Genomic DNA, 22,882 nt, shown 5'->3' with positions numbered 1-22,882 from the left:
CTGCGGGGGGCTTGTTCCCCGACCCGCCCCTTCCCGAACTGGGGCGCTGCCCCAGACCCCCCTCAAACGCCGGAGAGGCTGGGTCGTGCGGCGGAGTTCAGCCCGTCCGGCGTTTGAGGACACGCCCGCAGGGCGTCCCGGGGGTCTGGGGGCTTGCCCCCAGTTTCGGGAAGGGGCGAGGTGGGGAAGGAGCCCCGCGCAGCGGCCGGCACTCAACCACCCACGGTGGTCAGCCGGCAGCCGAGCCCTCTGCCACCGCCCCAGCACCCCGACGCGCCGGGTCGCAGGCCACACCTGTGGCTGTGCTCATGCGCGTACTCCTTCACGGCCACCCCAATGCGGAGTCAAACATTGGGTTCAGCGGGGACCCGAAACGAATGCGGCGACGCGATGAGCCACCTGTACGGTGCGTCAATAGGGTCCGGCCAAAGTCCAATAACATGGCTGCGAGAGGGGCACGACGGGAGGCGCGTGGCCCAGGCGACCGGGGAGCGCGCGCACGTGAGCGGTAGCAAGAGCAGCGACGAGCAGACGACACCGCAAACGCCGCCGCAGGCGCCGGCGAACGGCAGTCGGCACGCGGCGTCGCACGCGGTGGTGGCCGAGGCCCTGCGCCAGCGCATCGCGCTCGGCGGTTTCGAGCCGGGCGACCGGCTGCCGACCGAGCGCGAGCTGGCCGCCACTTTCGGCGTGGGCCGCAATACCGTGCGGCAGGCGCTGCGCGAGCTTGCCGAAGAAGGCCTGGTCACGACGACCCTGGGGCGCTCCGGCGGCACCCGGGTGACGCCCGCGCGGCCGGGCGGCCGGGACGGCGCGCGGGCCACGATCAGCGCGGGCATCCGGGCATCGCTGCGGGACTACATGGAGTACCGGCAGGCGATCGAGCCGTTCGCGGCGCGGCTGGCGGCCGAACGCGGGGCGGGGGCGGACCGACGCAAGCTCGTATCGCTGCTCGACACCAAGGTCGCGGACCTGGGCGAGTACCACCGCGTCGACACGGCCTTCCACCTGGGCATCGCGGCCGCGGGCGGCAATGAGGTGCTGACGGAGGCGGTGACTCGGGCGCGCACGGAGATGTTCGTGGGCGGCAACGCACTGTGGCTGGGCTCTGACTGGAGCCGGGTCTACCCGACGGACCGTGACTTCGGCTTCGCTTTCCGCGAGGAGCACGAGGCGATCGCGCTGGCCGTACTGTCGGGCGACGGGGACGCCGCCGAGGCCCGGATGCGGGAGCACCTGCGCGACTCGCACCGCCAGTTTTTGACGCTGCTGGAGCAGTTCGCCGCCCAGGACTGAGAGCCCGTCCGCCCGCCTCGACGATTGACGCACGCGCCGAAGCCACCTAGCATCCATCAAAATGGATCCACTCCAAACCCAATAAATCCCCGGCAGCGCCCCGACAGACCGACCAGCCAGAACAGCCAGAACAGACCGACAGGAGAGGCCGCCCCGTGCACTCTTACGACGAGGACCTCACCCAGCAGGTCATGGACCACCTCCTGCACCGGCTCCGGCTGGACCCGCCGCCGCTCGGCCGCCTGGGCGACCACCAGGAACTGACGCTGGCTCTGAAGGACGCGATCGGCCCGGCCCCGCAGCCCCCGGCCGACGTACTGCGCACGTACACCGGCGCACTCGAACCCACCGTCGTCTCCTGCGACCACCCGGCGTTCCTGGCCTTCATACCCGGCGCCCCGACCAAGGCGGCGGCCCTGTTCGACATGGTGCTGTCCGCGTCCTCCCTGCACGGCGTCTCCTGGCTGGAGGCCTCGGGCGCGGTCGCCGCCGAGAACCAGGTGCTGGCTCTGTTCGCGGACCTGGCGGGCATGCCGCCCTCCGCCGGCGGCTGCTTCGTCAGCGGCGGCTCGGCCGGCAACCTGTCGGCCCTCGTCGTCGCGCGCGACACCGGGCGTCACCGGCTGGGCCTGGACGAGCGCGCGCCGGTCCGGGTCGCGGTGAGCGACCAGGTCCATTCCTCGGTCGGCAATACGCTGCGCATCCTCGGCGTAGAGGCGCTGGTGGTCCCGACCACGGATCACCGCCTGACCGGCGAGGCCCTCCGCTCAGCCCTGGACGCCGCGGAGCGGGACGGCGGCGCACCGGTAGTGGCCGCTGTCGCGACAGCGGGCACCACGAACGCCGGCATCATCGACGACCTGGCGGGCGTGGCCGAGCAGACCCGGGCCCGGGGCCTGTGGCTGCACATCGACGCGGCGTACGGCGGCGGAGCGCTCTTCGTCCCCGAGCTGCGGGAGCGTCTGGGCGGCATCGAGCACGCGGACTCGCTGGTGGTCGACCCGCACAAGTGGATGTTCGCCCCCTTTGACTGCGGCGCGCTGCTCTACCGCGACCCGAAACTGGCCCGCGCCGTGCACACGCAGGACGCCTCGTACCTGGACGCCATCCACGGCGCCGACGACGAAACGGAGCCGTGGAACCCGAGCGACTACGCCTACCACCTCACGCGCCGCCCGCGCGGCCTGCCCCTGTGGTTCTCCCTGGCCGTACACGGCACCGACGCCTACCGCGACGCGGTGGCCAAGGGCGCGGCCATGGCGCAGCGAACGGCCCGCCTGGTAGACGGAACGCAAGGCCTGGAACTACTCCGCGAACCCGAACTGACGGTGGTCCTGATCCGCCGCACAGGATGGCAGCCCGAGGACTACTACACCTGGTCGAAGAGGCTCCTGTCCGCGGGCACGGCCTTCATCACCCCCACCGTGTGGGAGGGCGAGACGATAGCCCGCCTCGCCTTCCTCCACCCGGACATAACCGAGGAAACGGTCCGCGAAATCCTCGCCTCACTGCTCACCGAGGACCCCTCCCGTACGGACTACTCCCCCGCATAGGCCCTGTTCAGCGCCGCGATGTCGAACTTGACCATCGAGAGCATCGCCTCGGTGGTCCGCTTCGCCTTCTCCGGATCCGGGTCACTGATCCTCTCCTGGAGCCCGTCGGGGACGACCTGCCAGGACACCCCGTACTTGTCCTTCACCCACCCGCAGGCGACCTCCGCGCCGCCCTCGGAGAGCCTGCTCCAGTAGTAATCCAGCTCGTCCTGGTCACCGCAGAAGATCTGGAACGAGATGGACTCGTTGAAGGTGAACTGCGGCCCGCCGTTGAGCCCCATGAACTTCTGCCCGTTGGCCTCGAACTCGACGAACATGACGTCGCCGACAGGCCCGGGCCCGGCCTCGGAGTAGCGCCCGACCCGTCCGAGCTTGGAGTCCTTGAAGACCGAGACGTAGTGGTTCGCCGCCTCCTCGGCCTGCCCGTCGAACCACAGACAAGTGGTGAATCCCTTGCTGACCATCGGTTCCTCCAGCACATGAACGGTGTGTACCCATAGAGACCGGTCCCGCGCCACACAAACTCATCGGCCCCAGCCGGACCCATGGAACCTCATCGCACCCCCAGCGCCTCTGATGAGTGAGGGTGGCCCGTGTTGGTGTCGGCGAGTGAGGGGCGTAGGGATGCGGAACGGCAGGGATGAGGCGTTCACGGCCTTCATGGCCGCGCGCTACGGCTCGCTTCTGCGTACGGCCACGCTGCTGACCGGCGGTGGCCGTACGCGGGCCGAGGACCTGGCGCAGGAGGCATTGCTGCGCACGTACCGCGCCTGGAACCGGATCGGGCGGCTGGAGGCGGCCGAGGCGTACACGCGTACCACGATGGTCCGGCTGCTCATCAAGGACCGCCGCAGGCAGTGGAGTGCGGAGATACCGGCCGAGCAAGTGCCGGAGACGCTCCGTCCGGGCCACGAGGAGCAGGTGACGACCGCCGTCGCGGTGCGTGAGCTGTTACGGACCGTCCCTCCGGCGCAGCGGGCAGTCCTCGTACTGCGCTTCTACCACCAGCTCACCGAGCGGGAGATCGCCGACGTGCTGGGCTGCTCACCCGGCACGGTCAAGAGCCGTTCCGCCCGCGCCCTGTCCACCCTGCGCGACCAGGGCTTCCTCAGTGCATCCTTGCTCGACCGCGAGAGGGGTTCCGCCGATGACTGACCAGCAGCTTCCGAGCGAGGACGAGCAGATTCGGCGGCTGCTGGCGGCCGCCGCCGAGCCGCCGCAGGGCCAAGTGGTCACACCCGGCGCGGCGTTCACCGCCCGCGCCCGGCGCGGGCTGCTGCGCCGCCGCCTCGCCGTCGCGACAGCCGCGGCCGCTGTCGTCGCTGCCGCGGTGGCCGTCCCCGCCGTGTTCGGGGGCTTCGGCAGGGACGACGAGCCGGCCCCGACCGCCTCCGCCGACTGCCTGCGGACCGCCGCGCAGAAGATCAGGGACCGTCAGGAGCAGGGCTACCGACCGGTGTACGGCACGCTGCGCGCCGGACGCATTGATGTCGACGACGGCGTCACCAAAAGCTCCGCCTTCCGCTTCGACGTCGAGGGCGCGCTGACGGACGGCGGCACCGGCGTGCCGTCCTCCGGGTCGGTCACCGTCTGGTACCCGGTGGCACAGGTCCAACTCCCGCCCTCCGGCCGCTACGTACTGCTCCTCGACCCGGCGGAACGCCCCGACAGCCGGAAGGGAAACGACCTCTTCCACTTCGCCCCGGAGCAGGCGCTGCCGCTCGGCGACGACGGCCGGGTGCTGCTGAAGTGCGCCGACGGCGGGAAGGGCGCCGTGGAACGGGAGCGGCTGCGCGCCGCGGTGACCGAGCCGTAGCCGCGCCCACCGCGGCGCACGCGCCGCGCGCCGGGATCAGGTACGGAAGTACCAGAACTTCTCACCGGTGCTGTGCTCCGCGATGATCTCGCTGAGCGGTTTGTTGAGCGTGTCGTTGGAGTGGTAACTCATCTTCGGCATCCAGTCGGACGTGAAGTCCGTGACCATCATGGTGTGACCCGGCTGCCCCGGAGGGCTGTAGTCGAAGATCTCGAACTGCACCACGTCGGCGATGGCGAGGCTGGAGGGCCCGGACAGCTCGTACACCCGCTCGGACTCGTCGCGCGCGAAGCGCTGCCAGTTGGGCGCGCCGCCCCAGGTCCAGCTGTGCCTGGGGAGCGGCCACGGATTGCCGGTGTACCACCAGGCCGAGTCGCTCCGGTACCAGCCGAGGACCCGCTCCCAGCCGCCGGCTTTCAGCGCGTGCGAGATGAAGTTTGTGCAGTCGTTCGTGTCCCGCTCGTAGGGGACGTTGTCCTCCGGCACCGGCTTGGCGTACTTCGTGGCGAAGTCCACCATCGCGCTGTAGTCGTACGCCGCGGCCACCCGCACCCCCGTCCCCGAGGACGCCTTCTTCGCCGGGTCGGTGATCTTCTCTCCCTTGGCAGCCCCGGCGCGGAGCTCCTTGGCCGCCTTCCGGGCCGCGCTCAGCTCCGCCGGGTCGAGCTTCTCCGGGGTGGAGAGGTTCGCCGGGCCGTCCTGCGTCGCGATCTTCGAAAGGACCCAGCCGCCGTCGGCTCGCGCGAAGGACAGGTCGTGCCGCACGGTGTAGCTGTACGGCTCGTCCTTGCTGCCCGCGAAGGTGTACTGCGTGTCCTCGCGCACGCTGAGGCGCGCGGTGTCCCCCTGGGTACGGGCCCGGCCGACCGGAGTGAGCTCCGTATCGACGGCCGAATAGCGCACGCCGGCCAGTTCGTTGATGCCGTGCAGCTGCTCGCGGGCCTCCATGCGGTTGTCCCGTACGGCGCGGAAGGTCGCGGCCACCTGAAGGTCCTGGGCCTCGCGGGTCGCGTTCGCGGCGGTAGCACCACCCTCCACGGTGATCGCGTTCTCCCCGGCGAAGTAGGTCCTGGCAGCTTCGATCAGTGCCTTGTCGTCTGCGGGCGCGGCCTGCGCGGCCTGCGCCGGGCTGCTCGCGAGGACGGAGGCGGCCAACCCCGTAACGGCAGCGGCAATGGCCGCCCGCCGCATAGCTGTGCGGATGATCACTGGTACTCCCCTGTGTCGACTGCGTCCCGCTGCGCGGCGCCTGCGCCACGGGAGTTGACGGCGTACGCCAAGTGGTCGGGCACGACGCTAGCGACACCAGGGGCCACCTTGAGGTGCACTCATCAATCGGGGCTGAAAAGCAGCGGTGCTGCTCGCTGGGGCTGTGGAACACGCATGACCCGGAAACGCAAAAAGACCCCAGATGAACTGGGGTCTCTTACTTGCTGGTGTCCGAGGGGGGACTTGAACCCCCACGCCCGATAAAGGGCACTAGCACCTCAAGCTAGCGCGTCTGCCATTCCGCCACCCGGACTAGGTGGTCGGCCCCGGTTTCCCGCGGCGACATGGAAAACAATACCAGGGGTTGGGGGCGCGTTTCACCCGCGTATCCCGTGGTCAGTGGCTTGCGGAGGCCTTGATCGGTGGGAGCTGGCCGGCGCCGGGCGGTGGCGCGCACGGAGTGTTGCCATGCGTGTACGCGTAGCGTTCGCGGGGTGAGTTTCGGATACGGATTCGGGCGGCGCGGGCGTGGGTTTCGGCGGCCGCGAGCGCTGTCGCCGTTGCGGGAGCATCTGCGGGATACGTTCTGGTTCGCGCCCACGCTGGGCCTGGTGTGCGTGTTCGCCGTGTGGTGGGCGGCCTCGGCGCTCGATGCGGAGATCGTCGAGTATCTGCAGGGCGAGGAGGCGTACGACGCGGTCAGCGATCTGATCGGGATCGTCGAGGACACCAAGACGATCGTCACCACGATCAGCTCGGCGATGATGACCTTCATCGGTGTGGTCTTCAGCATCTCGCTGGTGGCGGTCCAGATGGCCAGCGGGGGCTTCACGCCCCGGGTTGTGCGGATCTTCGTCCGGAGCCGGATCACCAAGCTCACGCTCACGGTGTTTCTGGCCACGTTTCTGTTCTCGCTGCTGGTGCTGACGCAGTACGACAGCAAGTCCGATCCGCGGCTGGTGACCACGGTGCCGCTCGTGCAGAGCGTCCTGGTGATGACCATGGTCGTGCTGAGTTTGTTGTTGTTCATCGCTTATGTGTCTTCCACGCTGCGGCTGATGCAGGTGGGTCCCGTCGTCGACCGTATTGCGCGAGAGGCGTTCCGGGTGCTGGGCAGGCAGCCGGGCGGGGAGTCAGGTTCGCAGCCGCTCGTGCCCGAGAGTCGACGGATCGCGTATCAGGGGCGGGCCGGTGTGCTGCGGGATGTGAATGTCGCTCGGCTGGTGCGGGCCGCCAGGCGGGAGGGGGTGGTTTTGCGGCTCATTCCCCGGATTGGGGATTTTGTCGTGCCCGGGACGCCGGTGCTGGCTGTGCACGGTGAAGGCGCGCCGTCGCGGCGGGCGCTTCGGTACACCGTGCACGTCGGGGTGGAACGCACTTCTCATCAGGATCTCGGGTTCGGGCTGCGGCAGCTGTCCGATATCGGGCTGCGGGCGCTCTCGCCCGCCGTCAATGATCCGACGACCGCCGTGCAGTGCCTGGACCGGATCGTTCAGTTCCTCGCCGCGGTGGTGGAGATGCCGCTGGGGGCCGTGCATCACCGGGACGGCCGGGGTGCGGTGCGGTTGGTGCAGGACGTACCCGAGTGGGGTGATCTGGTGGATCTCGGGTTCGCCGAGATCAGGGGGTACGCGGTCGGCAGTCCGCAGGTGTCGCGGCGGCTGCTCGCCGGGATCGACGATCTGTTGCTGCTGGCGCCGGAGAGCAGGAGAGAGCCGCTGGTGCGGCACCGTACGCTCCTCGTTCAGGCCGTGGAGCGTACGGTGCCGGAGGCGGCCGAGCGGGCATTCGCCCTGCTTCCCGATCACCAGGGCATCGGCTAGCTAGGGCATCGGCTAGGGCATCAGGTGGTAATCGGGGAAGTTGCCCGGGAGGCGTTCGTCGTCCTGTGGGCCCTCGGTCACCGATCGGATCAGGAGCTCTCCGCCTACGAACGCGCCTCGCCAGGATGCGCCGAAGCCGCCGAAGAGTTCGTCGCGGTCACCTCGCGAACGGGGTTTTCCGTGGCCGACCTTGAAGGAACGGATCTGGGGAGCCAGCCGTTCATACGTCGAGGGGTCGTCGGTGGAAAGCGTCGCCACCAGGGCTCCGTTGGAGGCGTTCATCGCGGCGAGGAGTTCCGCCTCCGTGTCTACGAGGACGATCGTGTCCACCGGGCCGAAGGGCTCCGCGTGGTGGAGGGGGGACGATGGGGGCGGGTTCAGGAGGGTGACGGGCGGCAGGTAGGCGCTGGTGTCCTGGCCGGGCAGGAAGCGGGCGTCGGTGAGGGAGCCTCGGTGGAGCGGGACCGCGCCCCGGTCTATGGCCTCGGTTACCTGGTCGGCCAGTTCCTTCGCCTTGGCCGCGTTGATGAGCGGGCCGAAGTCCAGGGTGGGGAGCGGGTCTTCGGGGTTCTCGACGGCCAGGGGGTGGCCGGTGCGGACGGAGCGTACGGCGGGCAGGTACGCCGCCAGGAACTCGTCGAACAGCGTCCGCTGGACGACGAAGCGCGGGTAGGCGGTGCAGCGCTGCTTGCCGTAGTCGAAAAGCTTGGGGATGAGGGAGGTCAGGGTGGGCCAGTCCGAGTAGTTCCAGATGCCCCAGGTGTTCAGGCCCTCCTGTTCGAGGATGTGGCGCTTGCCGAGGTCGGCCACGGCGGTGGCGATACGGGCGCCCGTGTCGCGGCCTCCTACGAACGAGACGCAGCCGATCTCCGGCGAGCGGACCAGGGATGCGGAGAGTTCACTTCCGCTGCCGCTGAGGAGGGTGACGGGGATGCCTTCGCGGGCTGCCAGGGCCGAGGCGAGGGTGAGGCAGGCCACGCCGCCGTCGGTGGGGGTCTTGGCGATGACCGCATTGCCGGCGAGGGCCTGCACCAGCATGGCGTGGACCAGGACGGACATCGGATAGTTCCAGCTGGCGATGTTCGAGACCGGGCCGGAGAGCGGGGTGCGGTCGGCGAGCATGGGCTCGATGCCGTCGACGTACCAGCGCACACCGTCGATCGCGCGGTCGACGTCGGCCTGGGCGAGGCGCCACGGCTTGCCTATCTCCCAGACGAGGAGGAGCGCGAGGAGCTCGCGGTGTTCGGTGAGGGCGTCGAGAGTGGCCGCCACGCGGGCGCGGCGTTCGGGCAGTGGGACGTGGCGCCAGGCTCGGTGCTGATCGAGTGACGCGCGTACGGCCTGGTCGGCGGTGGGGGCGTCCAGGCGCGGCGGGCCCGCGATGGGACTGCCGTCCAGGGGTGAGGTGGCCGGGAGTGCGCGGCCGTCGGCCTTCCAGGCGGACGCCCAGAGGTTGAGCACGCGGTCGCCCTGGAAGGCCTCGGGGGCGGTGGCCTGGCAGCGCTGCCAGGTGTCCGACCATGCGGTGCCGGGCTTGAGGGTGGATGCCATCTGTTCTCTCCGCTCTGTATGGGGCGGGGCTGAGTGGCGCGGGACCGCGCGGGCGTGTGAGTGTGTCCGGCGGAGCCTTTCCCCTACCCGCCCCTTGAGGGTTGCCGCAGGGCGGGCTGGACCGTCCCGCAGGCGGGAGTTTTGCGGCCCTGGCCGCAAAACTCGCCCCTGCCCTGCAACTCCAGCCGCTGCGGCGTTTGAGGAGCGGGGTCTGGGGCAGCGCCCCTCACGCGGCGGATCCGCAAAATGTCACAGCGGGAAGGGGCGGGTAGGGGAAAGAGCACTCTGCCGGCACGCCCTCGGGGCGGTCCTGCTTGGACCGTAGTGACGTCGGCCGGACCGAGGTATCACCGGCGCTCAACTGTGCGCGAAGTCACGCCAGTTGGGACAGTGCGAGCAACGCCGTCTCGGAGGGGGTCGAGCCGACCCGTACACCCGCTGCTTCCAGGGCTTGTTTCTTCGCCTCTGCCGTGCCCGACGATCCCGAGACGATCGCGCCCGCGTGGCCCATCGTCTTGCCCTCAGGGGCGGTGAAGCCCGCTATGTAGCCGATGACCGGCTTCGTGATGTGGGAGGAGATGTACGCCGCCGCCCGCTCTTCCGCGTCGCCACCGATTTCGCCTATCAGGATGATGAGTTCGGTGTCGGGGTCGTCCTCGAAGGCGGCCAGGCAATCGATGTGGGTGGTGCCTATCACCGGGTCGCCGCCGATCCCGACCGCCGTCGTGAAGCCCGTCTCGCGCAGTTCGTACATGAGCTGGTAGGTGAGCGTGCCGGACTTGGAGACCAACCCTATGCGGCCGGGCTTGGTGGCGATGTCCGCCGGGATGATGCCGGCGTTGGATTGGCCGGGACTGATCAGGCCAGGGCAGTTGGGGCCGATGATGCGGGTGCCACGTGTCTTCGCGTACGCGTGGAAGGCGACCGCGTCGTGGACCGGGACGCCTTCCGTTATGACTACCGCCAGGCCGATTCCGGCGTCCGCCGCCTCGATGACGGCAGCCTTCGCGAAGGGTGGAGGGACGAAGATGATCGTGACGTCGGCCGCTGTGGCGGCCATCGCTTCGGACACCGCGGCGAAGACCGGGACCGTACGGTCGTCGAAGTCCACGACCCGGCCGGCCTTGCGCGGGTTGACGCCGCCCACGACATCGGTGCCCGCCGCGAGCATGCGGCGGGTGTGCTTCATGCCCTCGGCCCCGGTCATGCCCTGGACGAGGACCTTGCTCTCCTTGGTCAGGTAGATGGCCATGTCGGTCTCTCCTCAGGCAGAGATGGCTAGTTGGGCGGCTTGGCGGGCGGCGCTGTCCATCGTGGTGGCCTGGTGGACGAGGGGGTGGGCGCGGTCGTCGAGGATGGCGCGGCCCCGGGCGGCGGCGTTGCCGTCCAGGCGTACGACCAGGGGGCGGGTCAGCCGTACCGTCTCCAGGGCCTGGACTATGCCGTCGGCGACCGAGTCGCAGGCGGTGATGCCGCCGAAGACGTTGACGAAGACGGACTTCACCGCCGGGTCGGAGAGGATGACGGACAGGCCGTCGGCCATGACCTGGGCGGACGCCCCTCCCCCGATGTCGAGAAAGTTCGCGGGGCGGGCGCCGCAGCCGGCGACCACGTCCAGGGTCGACATGACGAGGCCCGCACCGTTGCCGATGATGCCGACCTCGCCGTCGAGCTTGACGTAGTTGAGGCCCTTCGCCGTCGCCGCGGCTTCCAGCGGGTCCGAGTGCTGGTCGGACGCATAAGGCCCCACCGCGCCTGGCGGAAGCGGGCGTTGTCGTCGACCGTGACCTTGCCGTCGAGCGCGAGGATCCGGCCGTCGGTGGTCCGTACGAGCGGGTTGACCTCCACCAGGAGGGCGTCCTCCTGGGTCAGGACCTGCCACAGCTGCTGGAGTACGGGCGCCGCCTCCGGCGGGAGTTGCGCCGCCGCGGCGATTTCGGCGGCCTTGGCGGCGGTGACGCCCTCGTCCGGCTCCACGGGAATGCGGGCCACCGCGTCGGGGCGGGTCGCCGCCACCTCCTCGATGTCCATGCCGCCCTCGGCCGACGCGATGGCCAGGAAGCGGCCGACGGTGCGGTCGAGGACGTACGAGGCGTAGAACTCCGTCTCGATGCCGACGGGTTGCGCCAGCATGACCTTGCGGACCGTGTGGCCCTTGATGTCCATGCCGAGGATCTGGCGGGCGGTCAGTTCGGCCGCCGCCGGGTCGACTGCGAGCTTCACCCCGCCCGCTTTGCCGCGGCCCCCGGTCTTCACCTGCGCCTTGACGACGACGCGGCCGCCCAGGCGCTCCGCCGCGTCACGCGCCTCGCGTGGCGTGTCCACCACCTCGGCGTCCGGCACCAATACGCCGTACCGCGCGAAGAGTTCCCTTGCCTGGTGCTCGTACAGGTCCATACCGGCTCCTCAATCCTCGTCGGAAAGTGCCGCACGCCCCCTGGACACCACCCACCGGATGCGGGATAACAAGCTTCATACAGTATTCGTCGACTGTATGCAATCTACGTGTCATCGCTCCAGGACCCCAACGAAGGGAACGGACTTCGCCATGCCCGACGACAGCCAGGAACTCATCTCCGGTGGGCATTTGGTCGCCAAGGCGCTCAAAGCAGAAGGGGTCGAACGCATCTACACCCTCTGCGGCGGCCACATCATCGACATCTACGACGGCTGCGTCGACGAGGGCATCGACGTCGTCGACGTACGCCACGAGCAGGTCGCCGCCCACGCCGCCGACGGCTACTCCCGCATCACCGGAAAGCCGGGCTGCGCCGTCGTCACGGCCGGTCCCGGTACGACCGACGCCGTCACCGGTGTAGCCAATGCCTTCCGCGCGGAGTCGCCCATGCTGCTGATCGGCGGCCAGGGCGCCCTCACCCAGCACAAGATGGGGTCACTCCAGGACCTGCCGCACGTGGACATGATGGCGCCGATCACCAAGTTCGCCGCCACTGTGCCGGACACCGCGCGGGCCGCCGACATGGTGTCCATGGCGTTCCGCGAGTGCTACCACGGCGCCCCCGGGCCGTCATTCCTGGAGATCCCGCGCGACGTCCTCGACGCCAAGGTGCCGGCCGGCAAGGCACGGGTGCCGCTGGCAGGGCAGTACCGGGCATCGACACGCGCCGCCGGCGACCCGGACGCGATCGAGAAGCTGGCCGATCTGCTCGTACACGCCGAGAAGCCGGCGATCCTGCTCGGCAGCCAGGTCTGGACGACGCGGGCGACGGACGCGGCGACCGAGCTCGTACGGACGCTGAATGTGCCCGCGTACATGAACGGCGCGGGGCGCGGAACGCTGCCGCCCGGCGACCCGCACCACTTCCAGCTCTCGCGGCGCTACGCGTTCGCCAACGCCGACCTCATCATCATCGTCGGTACGCCCTTCGACTTCCGGATGGGGTACGGCAAGCGGCTCTCGCCGAGCGCGACCGTCGTACAGATCGACCTGGACTACCGGACCGTCGGCAAGAACAGGGACATCGACCTGGGGATCGTGGGTGACGCCTCACTGATTCTGCGGTCCGCCACTCAAGCGTCGTCGGGCCGGCTCAACGGCGGCTCCGTCAAGCGAAAGGCCTGGCTGGAGGAACTGCGCACAGCCGAGCAGACGGCCATCGAAAAGCGCCTGCCGCAGCTGAAGTCGGACGCGACGCCCATCCACCCGTACCGGCTGGTGAGCGAGATCAACGACTTCCTGACGGAAGACTCGATCTACGTCGGGGACGGCGGCGACATCGTCACCTTCTCCGGGCAGGTCGTCCAGCCCAGGACCCCGGGGCATTGGATGGACCCCGGACCGCTCGGCACGCTCGTCGTCGGAGTGCCCTTCGTGCTCGCCGCGAAGCAGGCGCGGCCCGACAAGGAAGTCGTGGCGCTCTTCGGGGACGGCGCGTTCTCCCTCACGGGCTGGGACTTCGAGACGCTCGTCCGCTACAACCTCCCCTTCGTCGGCATCGTCGGCAACAACTCCTCGATGAACCAGATCCGTTACGGCCAGAAGGCCAAGTACGGCGACGAGCGCGAGCGGGTCGGCAACACCCTCGGCGACGTCCACTACGACAAGTTCGCGCAGATGCTCGGCGGTTACGGCGAAGAGGTCCGCGACCCCGCCGACATCGCGCCAGCCCTGCGCCGCGCCCGCGAGTCGGGGCTGCCGTCACTGATCAACGTGTGGCTCGACCCGGACGTGTACGCCCCCGGAACCATGAACCAGACCATGTACAAGTGACGGAGGCCAGCCAGCCATGACCAAGGCCCTTGAGGGCGTGCGCGTCCTCGACATGACCCACGTACAGTCCGGCCCCTCCGCCACCCAGCTCCTCGGCTGGCTCGGCGCGGACGTGGTCAAGCTGGAGGCGCCGACCGGCGACATCACGCGGGGGCAGCTGCGTGACCTGCCGGACGTCGACTCCCTCTACTTCACGATGCTCAACTGCAACAAGCGCAGCATCACCCTCAACACCAAGACCGAGCACGGCAAAGAGATCCTGACCGAGCTCATCCGCCGCTCCGACGTGATGGTGGAGAACTTCGGCCCCGGCGCCGTCGACCGCATGGGCTTTACCTGGGAGCGCATCCAGGAGATCAATCCCCGCATCGTCTACGCCTCGATCAAGGGCTTCGGGGACGGCCCGTACACCAACTTCAAGGCGTACGAAGTCGTCGCCCAGGCCATGGGCGGGTCCATGTCCACCACCGGCTTCGAGGACGGACCGCCGCTCGCCACCGGCGCGCAGATCGGTGACTCCGGGACGGGGATCCATGCCGTCGCCGGCATCCTCGCCGCGCTCTTCCAGCGGGAGAACACCGGGCGCGGGCAGCGCGTCAACGTCGCCATGCAGCACGCCGTGCTCAACCTCTGCCGCGTGAAGCTGCGCGACCAGCAGCGGCTCGCGCACGGCCCGCTCGCCGAGTATCCGAACGACGACTTCGGCGACGACGTGCCGCGCAGCGGCAACGCGAGCGGCGGCGGGCAGCCCGGCTGGGCGGTCAAGTGCGCGCCAGGCGGCCCCAACGACTACGTGTACGTCATCGTCCAGCCCGTCGGCTGGCGGCCGCTGGCCGAGCTGATCGGCCGGCCCGAGCTGGCCGACGACCCCGAGTGGGCGACTCCGGCGGACCGGCTGCCCAAGCTCGGCAAGATGTTCCAGCTGATCGAGGAGTGGTCCTCGACCCTGCCCAAGTGGGACGTACTGGAGCAGCTCAACGCCCACAACATCCCGTGCGGCCCGATCCTCTCCACCAAGGAGATCTTCGAGGACACGTCACTCGCCGCGAACGAGATGGTCGTGGAGGTCGAGCACCCCGAGCGCGGCCGCTTCACCACCGTCGGCAACCCCATCAAGCTGTCCGACTCCCCCTTCGACGTGGTCACCTCGCCGCTGCTCGGTGAGCACAACGCGGAGGTGTACGTCGGTGAGCTCGGCCTCGGCGACGAGGAGCTGCGGCTGCTCAAGACGAACGGAGTGATCTGATGGCCGCCCTCCCCCATGACACCGCTGCGGTACGGGCCGTGCTCGACGCGGCGAGCCGCGAGGGCCGCAGCGCGCTCACCGCCCCCGAGGCGAAGCTCATCGCCGACGCGTACGGCATCCCCGTGCCGGCGGAGGCGCTGGCCGAGACCGTGGACGAGGCCGTCGCCTTCGCCGACCGGATCGGCTTCCCGGTCGCGCTGAAGATCGTCTCGCCCGAGATCGTGCACAAGACGGACGCGGGCGGAGTACGGATCGGGCTGAAGTCGCCGGGCGAGGTCCGGGCGGCGTACACGGAGATCGTGGCCAATGCCCGTGCGTACGATCCGAAGGCGCGCATCCAGGGCGTCCAGGTCCAGCAGATGGTGCCGGCGGGGCAGGAGGTCATCGTCGGTGCCGTCACCGATCCGACCTTCGGGAAGATCGTGGCGTTCGGTCTCGGCGGGGTGCTGGTGGAGGTGCTGAAAGACATCACCTTCCGGCTCGCGCCCGCCTCCGAGGACGACGCGCTGTCCATGCTCGACTCGATCCGTGCCGCCGAGATCCTGCGCGGCGTGCGCGGCGGGGCGGCCGTGGACCGTACGGCGCTCGCCGGGCTCATTGTGCGGGTCTCGGAGCTGGCCGCCGACTTCCCCGAAATCGCGGAGGTCGACCTCAACCCCGTGTTCGCGACGGCGGGCGGGGTGATGGCGGCCGACGTACGCATCCTGCTCGGCGGCCCCTCCCCCGCGCCCCGGCGCAAGTACAGCCGGGATGAGATCCTCACCTCGATGCGGCGGCTGATGCAGCCGCGGTCGGTCGCCGTCGTCGGCGCCTCCAACGAGCAGGGCAAAATCGGCAATTCGGTGATGCGCAACCTCATCGACGGCGGATTCCCCGGCGAGATCCATCCGGTGAACCCCCGGGCCGATGGCATCTTGGGCCGCAAGGCGTACAAGAGTGTCACGGACGTTCCGGGTGAGGTGGATGTGGCGGTCTTCGCGATCCCCGCCAAGTTCGTTGCGGCGGCGCTGGAGGAGGTGGGGCGCAAGGGGATTCCCAATGCCGTGCTCATTCCGTCCGGCTTCGCCGAGACCGGCGAGCACGCGCTCCAGGCGGAGATCGTGGCCATCGCCGAGCGTCACGGCGTACGCCTGCTCGGGCCGAACATCTACGGCTACTACTCGACGTGGCAGGACCTGTGCGCGAACTTCTGTACGCCGTACGACGTCAAGGGCGGGGTGGCGCTGACCTCCCAGTCCGGCGGCATCGGGATGGCGATCCTCGGGTTCTCGCGGGTGTGTCGGCGATCGTCGGGCTCGGCAACAAGTCGGACCTCGACGAGGACGACCTGCTGACGTGGTTCGGTGAGGATCCCAACACCACGTGCATCGCGATGCACTTGGAGGATCTGAAGGACGGGCGCGCCTTCGTCGACGCGGCGCGGGCGACCGTACGGAAGAAGCCGATCGTCGTGCTGAAGGCGGGCCGTACGAGCGCGGGCGCGAAGGCGGCAGGCTCGCACACGGGGGCGCTCGCAGGTGACGACGCGGTGTACGAGGACATCCTGCGGCAGGCCGGGGTGATCAGGGCGCCGGGCCTGAACGAAATGCTGGAGTACGCGCGGGCCTTGCCGGTGCTGCCGACACCGCAGGGCGACAACGTCGTGATCATCACGGGGGCGGGGGGCTCCGGTGTGCTGTTGTCGGACGCGATAGTCGACAACGGGCTTTCGCTGATGGAGATCCCGGACGACTTGGATGCGGCGTTCAAGGCTTTCATCCCGCCTTTCGGGGCGGCGGGCAACCCGATCGACATCACGGGGGGCGAGCCGCCTTCGACGTACGAGGCGACCATCCGGCTGGGGATGGAGGACCCGCGGATTCACGCGCTGGTGCTCGGCTACTGGCACACGATCGTCACGCCTCCGATGGTCTTCGCGGAGCTGACGGCCCGGGTGGTGGAGGAGTTCCGGGCGCGCGGCATCGAGAAGCCGGTGGTGGCGTCGCTGGCGGGCGATGTGGAGGTCGAGGAGGCGTGCGCGTACCTCTACGAGCGGGGCGTCGTGGCGTATCCGTACACGACGGAGAGGCCGGTCGAGGTGCTCGGTGCGAAGTACCAATGGGCCCGCGCTGCCGGGTCGTTGGGGGGCGGTCGATGAGCTGAGCAGCGGCTCGAACCACCGGGGCCCCGCGGCGTCCGCTCGCCGCGGGGCCCCGGCACGAAGAGAACGGACAGGGGGCGCTGCCCAGGCTTCTTCGACGCAAGGGGTTCGATCGACATGGCGACAACAGACATCTCATCGTCCGTCCCCTACAGGGAGGTGACGGACGCCAACGGCCGGATGTACCGGCTCGGCGAAACCGATGTGGACATCATGGGCCGACCACGCAAGTGGATGGTCATCCTGCCGTGGGTGGGAATGATGGGCATCAGCTCGGCGGAGTACGCGTTCGCGTCCGCCGAGGAGACCTTGCACACCGCGCACGGTTGGGGCAGCCAGCACATCTTCTGGATGCTCGGTGTGTGGGTGTTCTTCCAGGCGGCGGTGGCCTTCCCGGCCGGAAAGCTGCGGGAGAGCGGGAAGCTGCCGGCCCGCTGGGCGATGATGCTGGGCGCGGTGGGCACTCTGCTCGGCTATCTTTCGCTGGCCTTCGCGCCGCATGTGATCGTGGCGTACGTCGGCTTCGGCATGTTCAGCGGCATGGGCGCCGGCATGGTCTACGCGACCTGCGTGAACATGGTCGGCAAGTGGTATCCGGAGCGCAAGGGCGGCAAGACGGGCTTCGTCAATGGCGGTTTCGCCTATGGCTCCGTGCCGTTCGTGTTCATCTTCACCGGCTACATGGACCTGACGAACTTCCGGTGGGTGCTGGTCGCCGTCGGCGTCTTCCTCGCCGGTGTGGTGGCCTTCGCCGGGTACTTCTTCCAGGACCCGCCGAAGAACTGGTGGCCCGCTGAGATCGACCCGCTGCGCAAGCCGGACGACCCGCGGGCGCGGCGCGCGCTGGAGAAGAACCCACCGGCCGTGAAGCAGTACACGCCGAGGGAGGCGTGGCAGACGGGGCGCGTGGGATTGATGTGGTTCTGCCTGCTGTGTACGTCGGGTGTGAACATATTCGGCATCGCCTTCCAGGTGCCGTTCGGTGACGAGGCGGGGTTCGCGGGCGGCATCGTGGCCACGGCGATGTCCCTGAAGGCGATCGTGAACGGGACCGGACGCGGGGTGATCGGCTGGCTCTCCGACCGGTACGGCCGCAAGCAGTGCCTGATCTTCGTCTGCGTCGTGCTGGGGCTTTCCCAGTACGGGATCCTGTTCTCGGGAAATATTGGGAATCTGCCGCTGTTCCTGCTGTTCTCCAGCATCTCCGGATTCGGGGGCGGCGCGATCTTCCCGATGTTCGCGGCGATGACCGCGGACTACTTCGGCGAGAACAACAACGCCTCCAACTACGGGCTCGTCTACAGCTCCAAGCTGGTGTCCGGGCTGCTCGGCTCGGGCATGGGCGCGGTGGTCGTGGGCGCGTGGGGGTACGGCGGTGCGTTCGTACTGGCGGGGTCGATTTCCCTGTTCGCCGGCTTCATCGCGATCTTCCTGCACCCGCCGGGGCGGCCGCGGGCCCCGGCACATCAAGCCGAACCCGCAGCCGATCAGCCGCGACGCGATCTGACTGCTACCGCTCTCAGCAGTCCTTCTCGCGCAGTGAGTGCAGGTGCGCGCTCGACTTGCGGGCGAAGGCGAACGACTCGACCGGGTTGTCGTGTTCCGCCTGCCAGTGGTGGTCACGGTGCCCGCCGCGGGTCTTCGACACAGCGGATATGAAGCGCTGGTAATCGATGTCTCCGTCCCCGACGTCCGCCATCCGGTAGCCGTCGCGGGCGGATGCGTCGTGTTCGCCGTCCTTGACGTGGAAGAGCGGGTAGCGGTCCGGCTGCTTCAGTACGTAGTCGAGGGGCTCGAAGGGGGCGGGTGTGCCGTCGGCGCGCTTTCCGAAGCGGAACTGGGCGGCGTACGCCCAATAGATGTCCATCTCCAGATAGACCAGGTCGGGATCGGTCTCGGCGAGGAGTACGTCGTAGAGGCGGACGCCGGGCTTATCGGTCGCGAAGGAGAACTCCTCGGCGTGGTTGTGCTGGTAGAACTTCATGCCGCGCGCCCTGGCCGCCGCTCCGTACGTGTTGAAGTCCTGGGCGGCCCGCTTCCAGCCGTCGACGGTCGCGCCGTAACGCCAGGGGCCGGACGCGGTGCCGATGTGCTTGAGGCCGAGGGCCTGGGCGTCGTCGAGGACCTTGGTGAGGTTCTGGGCGAAGGTGTACGCGCTGGGGTTGCCGTCGGAGTAGTAGCCGACGTGGCTGCCGATGCCGCGCAGACCGTGGTCACGGGTGAGCTGCCGGAGCTGGGCCAGGGTGATGGGGCCCGCGGAGCCCTGGGTGTAGCCGGCGTACTCCACCTCGTCGTAACCGAAGCGCTCCAGCTCGGCCAAGACCTTGGCGAAGCCGAGGGTGGAGACCTTGTCGCGGAGCGAGTAGAGCTGGATGCCGAGGCGGCCGGGGGGCAGGACGGGGCGGCCGCGGCCGGTGGCCGTCTGTTCGGCAGCGGCAGCGGCGGGCGCCGCGGCGCCGAGGAGGGCGGCCGCGGTGGCGCCGGCGGCTACGCCGAGCATGCCTCGTCTGGAGAGCTTGTGGGTGAGCTCGGGGTCGGTGCTCGTGCTGGTGGTGGTCTTGCGGCTCATGCGTGGAACTCCCTTTGTCAGTGCAGTCCGGCAAGATGAAGGAGCAGGGCTTTCACATCGGTGGCCGCCAGGCGGCCGCTTACAGCGCGGGGGGTGGAGCACAGGATGAGCGGACCTTCTTCGTCGCGCTCGGGGAGGCGGCCGTGGCTGCCGCGAATAGGTGAGGGGTCGAGGGGCACGACCGCCATGCGGTAGCGCATGCCGAGCTTCTTGCGGGCGAGGGCCTTGGCTGCCTTGAGGCGTACGTACGGGTCGAGGGGGTCCATGAAGAGCTCGACGGGGTCGTATCCGGGCTTGCGGTGGATCTCGACGAGCTGGGCGAAGTCGGGGGCCTTCGCGTCGTCGAGCCAGTAGTAGTACGTGAACCACGCGTCGGGTTCGGCCACGGCGACCAGTTCGCCGGAGCGGGGGTGGTCGAGGCCGTGGCTCTTCTTGCCCTCGTCGTCGAGGAGTTCGGCGATTCCGGGGAGGTCCGCGAGGGCCGCACGGGTGGGTTCGAGGTCCTCGGGCCGACGTACGTAGACGTGCGCGAGCTGGTGGTCGGCGACTGCGAACGCCCGTGAGGTCATGGGGTCGAGGTACTCCATGCCGTCCTGGGTGTGGACCTCGACGAGTCCGGCGCGGCGCAGGGCCCGGTTGATGTCGACGGCGCGCGAGACGCGGGTGATCCCGTACTCGGAGAGCGCGACGACGGTACGGCCCTCGGCCCTCGCGTCGTCGAGCAGCGGCGCGACGGCGGCGTCGAGGTCTGCTGCGGCGCGGTACGCGCGGGGGTCGTCGGGACCGTAGCGCTGGAGGTCGTAGTCGAGGTGCGGGAGGTAGCACAGGGCCAGGTCGGGGTGGCGCGTGCGCAGGATGTGGCGGGTGGCATCGGTGATCCACTGTGAGGAGACGATGTCGGCGCCCGGGCCCCAGAAGTGGAAGAGGGGGAAAGTACCGAGTTTCTCGGTGAGTTCGTCGTGGAGGGACGGGGGGCGGGTGTAGCAGTCGGGTTCCTTGCGGCCGTCGGCGTAGTAGACGGGGCGGGGGGTGACCGTGAAGTCGGTGTCGGCTCCCATCGCGTACCACCAGCAGATGTTGGCGACGGTGTAGCCGGGGTGGGCGCGGCGGGCGGCGTCCCAGATCTTGTCGCCGGAGACGAGGCCGTTGTGCTGGCGCCAGAGGAGGACTTCGCCGAGGTCGCGGAAGTACCAGCCGTTGCCGACGATTCCGTGCTCGGCGGGGGTGGTGCCGGTGAGGAATGTCGACTGGGCGGCGCAGGTGACGGCGGGCAGGACGGTTCCGAGGGCCGCCTGGGAGCCGGACTGGGCGAGCCGCTTGAGGTTCGGCATGTGGGCGAGCAGCTGGGGGGTGAGGCCGACGACGTCCAGGACGAGGAGGGGGGTGGGTGAGGTCTCTGTCTCTGTCACGGCAGCTCCTTGAGGCCGAGGTCGACCAGGAGGTCGCGGGCGAGAGTGAGTTCGGCGGCGATTCCGTCGGCGAGCTGGGTGCGGTTGCGGGGTCGCAGCTCGGGCGGGAGTGCCTGCCAGGTGTACGTCTCGACTTCGAGGTGGCGGGTGAGCGGCGCCGGGCCGCCGACGAGGCGGGCGAGCGCGTCCTGGAGTACGGGAAGGGTCGAGGCGAGCGGCGGGGCGGGCGGGGCGTGGAGGGGGACGTGGAAGTGGGCGCGCCAGGGGGCGCCGTCGGGGAGCACCGCTCCGGTCAGGGCCTCGTCGAGGTCGTCGGTGCCTCGCAGGCCTGCGCTCGTACGGGTACGGGTCTGGTGGAGGAAGCGGGGTTCGGCGAAGGCGGCGAGCGCTTCGCGTACTTCGGGGAGGTGGGGGTGTTCGGCGTGCAGGGCCGCGGAGAGCTGTGCTTTGGGGATGGTGACGCCGGCGGCGGTGAGGGCGCCCAAGGCGTTCGCCGGGTCCTCGAAGGAGGTGGCGAGGTGGCAGGTGTCGACGCAGATACCGATGCGCGAGCCGGCCAGGGCGGTGAGGGGGCCGATGGCGTCGGCGGTCGTCTCGACGGTGCAGCCCGGCTCGGGTTCGAGGCCGATGCGGATGGATTTGCCGGTGAGCTCCTCCAGCGCGTCGAGGCGTTCGGCGAGCGTGGTGAGCGCGGTGCGGGCGGCGTCGGCGCGGGCCGTGTCGAAGGGGGTCCGCCAGGCGATGGGGAGGGTGGAGATGGTGCCTTCGGTGACGTCTTCGGGGAGCAGCGCGGCGAGGAGGTGGGCGAGGTCGGTGGTGTGGTCGAGACGCGCGGGCTCGGTCCAGTCGGGCCGGTAGACGCGGTACTTGACCTCTTCTGCGCCGAACCCTTCGTACGGGAAGCCGTTGAGGGTGACGACTTCCAGACCCCGCCGTTCCAGCTCGGCGCGCAGGCCGCGCAGGGCGGCCGGGTCGGTGATCAGCGCGTGCGCGGCGTCTTTCGCGAGCCACAGGCCGATGCCGAGGCGGTCCCGGCCGAGGCGTCTGCGTACGGGCTCGCAATGGTCGCGGAGCTGGGCGAGTACGCCGTCGAGCGTCTCGGCGGGATGGACGTTGGTGCAGTACGCGAGGTGGACGGTGGAACCGTCGGGGTGGCGAAAGCGCATGGTGGCTCTCCTCCCCCTCATTCCCCGCCGCGGAGGATGGAGTTGCCCTCGTGGAGCGGCTCGGGGGCGTCGGACACGTCGAGGTGGAGGCGGCCGCTGAGGCCGTAGAAGGCGACGGGGTTTCGCCACAGGACCTGGTCGACGTCGTCCTCGGAGAAGCCTGCGGCGAGCAGGGCGTCACCGACTTTGCGGGTCTTGAGGGGGTCGCTCTTCCCCCAGTCCGCGGCGGAGTTGACCAGCACCTTTTCCGTGCCGTGGTCCTTGATGACGGCGACCATGCGGTCCTCGTCCATCTTGGTGTCGGGGTAGATGGAGAAGCCGAGCCAGCAGCCACTGTCAGTGGCGGCCTTTACGGTTGTCTCATTGAGGTGATCGAGGAGGACGCGGTCCGGGGGGAGGTTCGATTCGCGGATGACATCGACGGTGCGGTGGAGGCCGGCGAGTTTGTCGCGGTGCGGGGTGTGGACGAGGGCGGGCAGTCCGTGGTCGGCGGCGAGCTGGAGCTGGGCGGCGAGCGCGGTGTCCTCGGCGGGGGTCATGGAGTCGTAGCCGATCTCGCCGACGGCGACGACGGAGTCCTTGACGAGGTAGCGGGGAAGCGCGTCGAGAACGGGGGTACAGCGGGGGTCGTTCGCCTCTTTGGGGTTGAGGGCGAGCGTGCAGTGGTGGGCGATGCCGTACTGGGAGGCGCGGAAGGGCTCCCAGCCGAGGAGCGCGTCGAAGTAGTCGAAGAAGCTGGCGGGCGAGGTGCGGGGCTGGCCCAGCCAGAAGGACGGCTCGACTACGGCGCGGACCCCGGCGGCGTACATCGCCTGGTAGTCGTCGGTGGTGCGGGATGTCATGTGGATGTGGGGGTCGAAGATGCGCATCAGA

Annotated in this window: 15 protein-coding genes, 1 tRNA gene and 3 pseudogenes; 9 read left to right on the top strand and 10 right to left on the bottom strand. The window is 69.5% G+C overall.

From position 1 onward, the window contains the following. Window positions 1-501: 501 nt before the first annotated feature. Window positions 502-1,296, top strand: a complete 795-nt coding sequence (locus tag J7E89_RS41810; RefSeq protein WP_308315475.1) for an FCD domain-containing protein — start codon at window positions 502-504, stop codon at window positions 1,294-1,296. Window positions 1,297-1,451: 155 nt separating this feature from the next. Next, a complete protein-coding gene (locus J7E89_RS14740) occupies window positions 1,452-2,849 on the top strand; it encodes an aspartate aminotransferase family protein (RefSeq protein WP_214973643.1) in 1,398 nt (465 codons plus the stop codon). Here the strand turns inward: J7E89_RS14740 and J7E89_RS14735 are convergent. Continuing rightward, window positions 2,834-3,313: a VOC family protein gene (locus J7E89_RS14735; RefSeq protein WP_214973641.1), complete on the bottom strand. Its 480-nt coding sequence runs from the start codon at window positions 3,311-3,313 to the stop codon at window positions 2,834-2,836. The genes J7E89_RS14740 and J7E89_RS14735 overlap by 16 nt on opposite strands. A 160-nt stretch (window positions 3,314-3,473) precedes the next feature. Between J7E89_RS14735 and J7E89_RS14730 the strand changes: the two genes are divergently transcribed. Both J7E89_RS14730 and J7E89_RS14725 read left to right on the top strand, forming a co-directional pair. Beyond that, the gene (locus J7E89_RS14730; protein ID WP_214973639.1) at window positions 3,474-4,004 is read left to right on the top strand and encodes a SigE family RNA polymerase sigma factor; all 531 of its coding nucleotides are present in this window, start codon (window positions 3,474-3,476) and stop codon (window positions 4,002-4,004) included. Then, complete coding sequence (locus tag J7E89_RS14725) at window positions 3,997-4,665, top strand: hypothetical protein (RefSeq protein ID WP_214973637.1); 669 nt, start codon at window positions 3,997-3,999, stop codon at window positions 4,663-4,665. The genes J7E89_RS14730 and J7E89_RS14725 overlap by 8 nt, the downstream gene beginning before the upstream one ends. Before the next feature lie 36 nt (window positions 4,666-4,701). Here the strand turns inward: J7E89_RS14725 and J7E89_RS41805 are convergent, their stop codons facing one another. Then, window positions 4,702-5,874 (bottom strand): amidase domain-containing protein, encoded by a 1,173-nt coding sequence (locus tag J7E89_RS41805; protein WP_214973635.1) that lies wholly within the window; start codon window positions 5,872-5,874, stop codon window positions 4,702-4,704. 225 nt (window positions 5,875-6,099) lie between these two features. Further along, window positions 6,100-6,187, bottom strand: a tRNA-Leu gene (locus tag J7E89_RS14715). 181 nt (window positions 6,188-6,368) lie between these two features. Here J7E89_RS14715 and J7E89_RS14710 point away from each other — a divergent pair. Further along, on the top strand, window positions 6,369-7,697 hold the full coding sequence (locus tag J7E89_RS14710; RefSeq protein ID WP_214973633.1) for a DUF2254 domain-containing protein: 1,329 nt from the start codon (window positions 6,369-6,371) through the stop codon (window positions 7,695-7,697). Window positions 7,698-7,709: 12 nt separating this feature from the next. On the opposite strand, the gene J7E89_RS14705 is transcribed toward J7E89_RS14710, so the two are convergent. The 3 genes and pseudogenes from J7E89_RS14705 to sucC form a co-directional block, all read right to left on the bottom strand. Beyond that, entirely contained in the window at window positions 7,710-9,248 is a 1,539-nt protein-coding gene (locus tag J7E89_RS14705; protein WP_214973631.1) for an aldehyde dehydrogenase family protein, read from the bottom strand. Between the two features lie 373 nt (window positions 9,249-9,621). Further along, on the bottom strand, window positions 9,622-10,500 hold the full coding sequence (sucD, locus tag J7E89_RS14700) for a succinate--CoA ligase subunit alpha (protein WP_214973630.1): 879 nt from the start codon (window positions 10,498-10,500) through the stop codon (window positions 9,622-9,624). 12 nt (window positions 10,501-10,512) lie between these two features. Then, window positions 10,513-11,645, bottom strand: a pseudogene (sucC, locus tag J7E89_RS14695) (ADP-forming succinate--CoA ligase subunit beta). Between the two features lie 151 nt (window positions 11,646-11,796). On the opposite strand from sucC, the gene J7E89_RS14690 reads away from it, so the two are divergent. The 4 genes and pseudogenes from J7E89_RS14690 (at window position 11,797) to J7E89_RS14675 (ending at window position 18,372) form a co-directional block, all read left to right on the top strand. Next, window positions 11,797-13,479, top strand: coding sequence for a thiamine pyrophosphate-binding protein (locus J7E89_RS14690; protein ID WP_214973629.1), 1,683 nt, complete (start codon window positions 11,797-11,799; stop codon window positions 13,477-13,479). A gap of 16 nt (window positions 13,480-13,495) precedes the next feature. After that, a complete protein-coding gene (gene frc / locus J7E89_RS14685; RefSeq protein WP_214973628.1) occupies window positions 13,496-14,725 on the top strand; it encodes a formyl-CoA transferase in 1,230 nt (409 codons plus the stop codon). Further along, window positions 14,725-16,862 (top strand): annotated as a pseudogene (locus J7E89_RS14680) (acetate--CoA ligase family protein). Before frc ends, J7E89_RS14680 begins: the two are co-directional and overlap by 1 nt. Before the next feature lie 120 nt (window positions 16,863-16,982). Next, a pseudogene (locus J7E89_RS14675) lies at window positions 16,983-18,372 on the top strand (OFA family MFS transporter). Window positions 18,373-18,384: 12 nt separating this feature from the next. Here the strand turns inward: J7E89_RS14675 and J7E89_RS14670 are convergent. Genes J7E89_RS14670 through J7E89_RS14655 form a run of 4 tightly spaced genes read right to left on the bottom strand, consistent with a single transcriptional unit; the run spans window position 18,385 to window position 22,878 of the window. Continuing rightward, the gene (locus tag J7E89_RS14670) at window positions 18,385-19,434 is read right to left on the bottom strand and encodes a sugar phosphate isomerase/epimerase (protein WP_214973627.1); all 1,050 of its coding nucleotides are present in this window, start codon (window positions 19,432-19,434) and stop codon (window positions 18,385-18,387) included. Window positions 19,435-19,451: 17 nt separating this feature from the next. Next, the gene (locus J7E89_RS14665) at window positions 19,452-20,843 is read right to left on the bottom strand and encodes a nucleotide pyrophosphatase/phosphodiesterase family protein (RefSeq protein ID WP_214973626.1); all 1,392 of its coding nucleotides are present in this window, start codon (window positions 20,841-20,843) and stop codon (window positions 19,452-19,454) included. Continuing rightward, on the bottom strand, window positions 20,840-22,009 hold the full coding sequence (gene eboE, locus J7E89_RS14660) for a metabolite traffic protein EboE (protein WP_214973624.1): 1,170 nt from the start codon (window positions 22,007-22,009) through the stop codon (window positions 20,840-20,842). The genes J7E89_RS14665 and eboE overlap by 4 nt, the downstream gene beginning before the upstream one ends. 17 nt (window positions 22,010-22,026) lie before the next feature. Further along, on the bottom strand, window positions 22,027-22,878 hold the full coding sequence (locus J7E89_RS14655) for a TatD family hydrolase (protein WP_214973620.1): 852 nt from the start codon (window positions 22,876-22,878) through the stop codon (window positions 22,027-22,029). Between the last annotated feature and the right edge of the window lie 4 nt (window positions 22,879-22,882).

Origin of the sequence: Streptomyces sp. ISL-100 (assembly GCF_018614615.1) — a bacterium.
GTDB lineage: Bacteria > Actinomycetota > Actinomycetes > Streptomycetales > Streptomycetaceae > Streptomyces.
Note: the sequence above shows the minus strand (reverse complement) of the source record. Positions and strands in the feature narration are given on the sequence as shown.

Coding starts and splice junctions, on each gene's coding strand:
- J7E89_RS14735 (WP_214973641.1), bottom strand. CDS start 3,313: ATGGTCAGCAAGGGATTCACCACTTGTCTGTGGTTCGACGGGCAGGCC.
- J7E89_RS14730 (WP_214973639.1), top strand. CDS start 3,474: ATGCGGAACGGCAGGGATGAGGCGTTCACGGCCTTCATGGCCGCGCGC.
- J7E89_RS14725 (WP_214973637.1), top strand. CDS start 3,997: ATGACTGACCAGCAGCTTCCGAGCGAGGACGAGCAGATTCGGCGGCTG.
- J7E89_RS14705 (WP_214973631.1), bottom strand. CDS start 9,248: ATGGCATCCACCCTCAAGCCCGGCACCGCATGGTCGGACACCTGGCAG.
- sucD (WP_214973630.1), bottom strand. CDS start 10,500: ATGGCCATCTACCTGACCAAGGAGAGCAAGGTCCTCGTCCAGGGCATG.
- J7E89_RS14690 (WP_214973629.1), top strand. CDS start 11,797: ATGCCCGACGACAGCCAGGAACTCATCTCCGGTGGGCATTTGGTCGCC.
- frc (WP_214973628.1), top strand. CDS start 13,496: ATGACCAAGGCCCTTGAGGGCGTGCGCGTCCTCGACATGACCCACGTA.
- J7E89_RS14670 (WP_214973627.1), bottom strand. CDS start 19,434: ATGAGCCGCAAGACCACCACCAGCACGAGCACCGACCCCGAGCTCACC.
- eboE (WP_214973624.1), bottom strand. CDS start 22,009: ATGCGCTTTCGCCACCCCGACGGTTCCACCGTCCACCTCGCGTACTGC.
- J7E89_RS14655 (WP_214973620.1), bottom strand. CDS start 22,878: ATGCGCATCTTCGACCCCCACATCCACATGACATCCCGCACCACCGAC.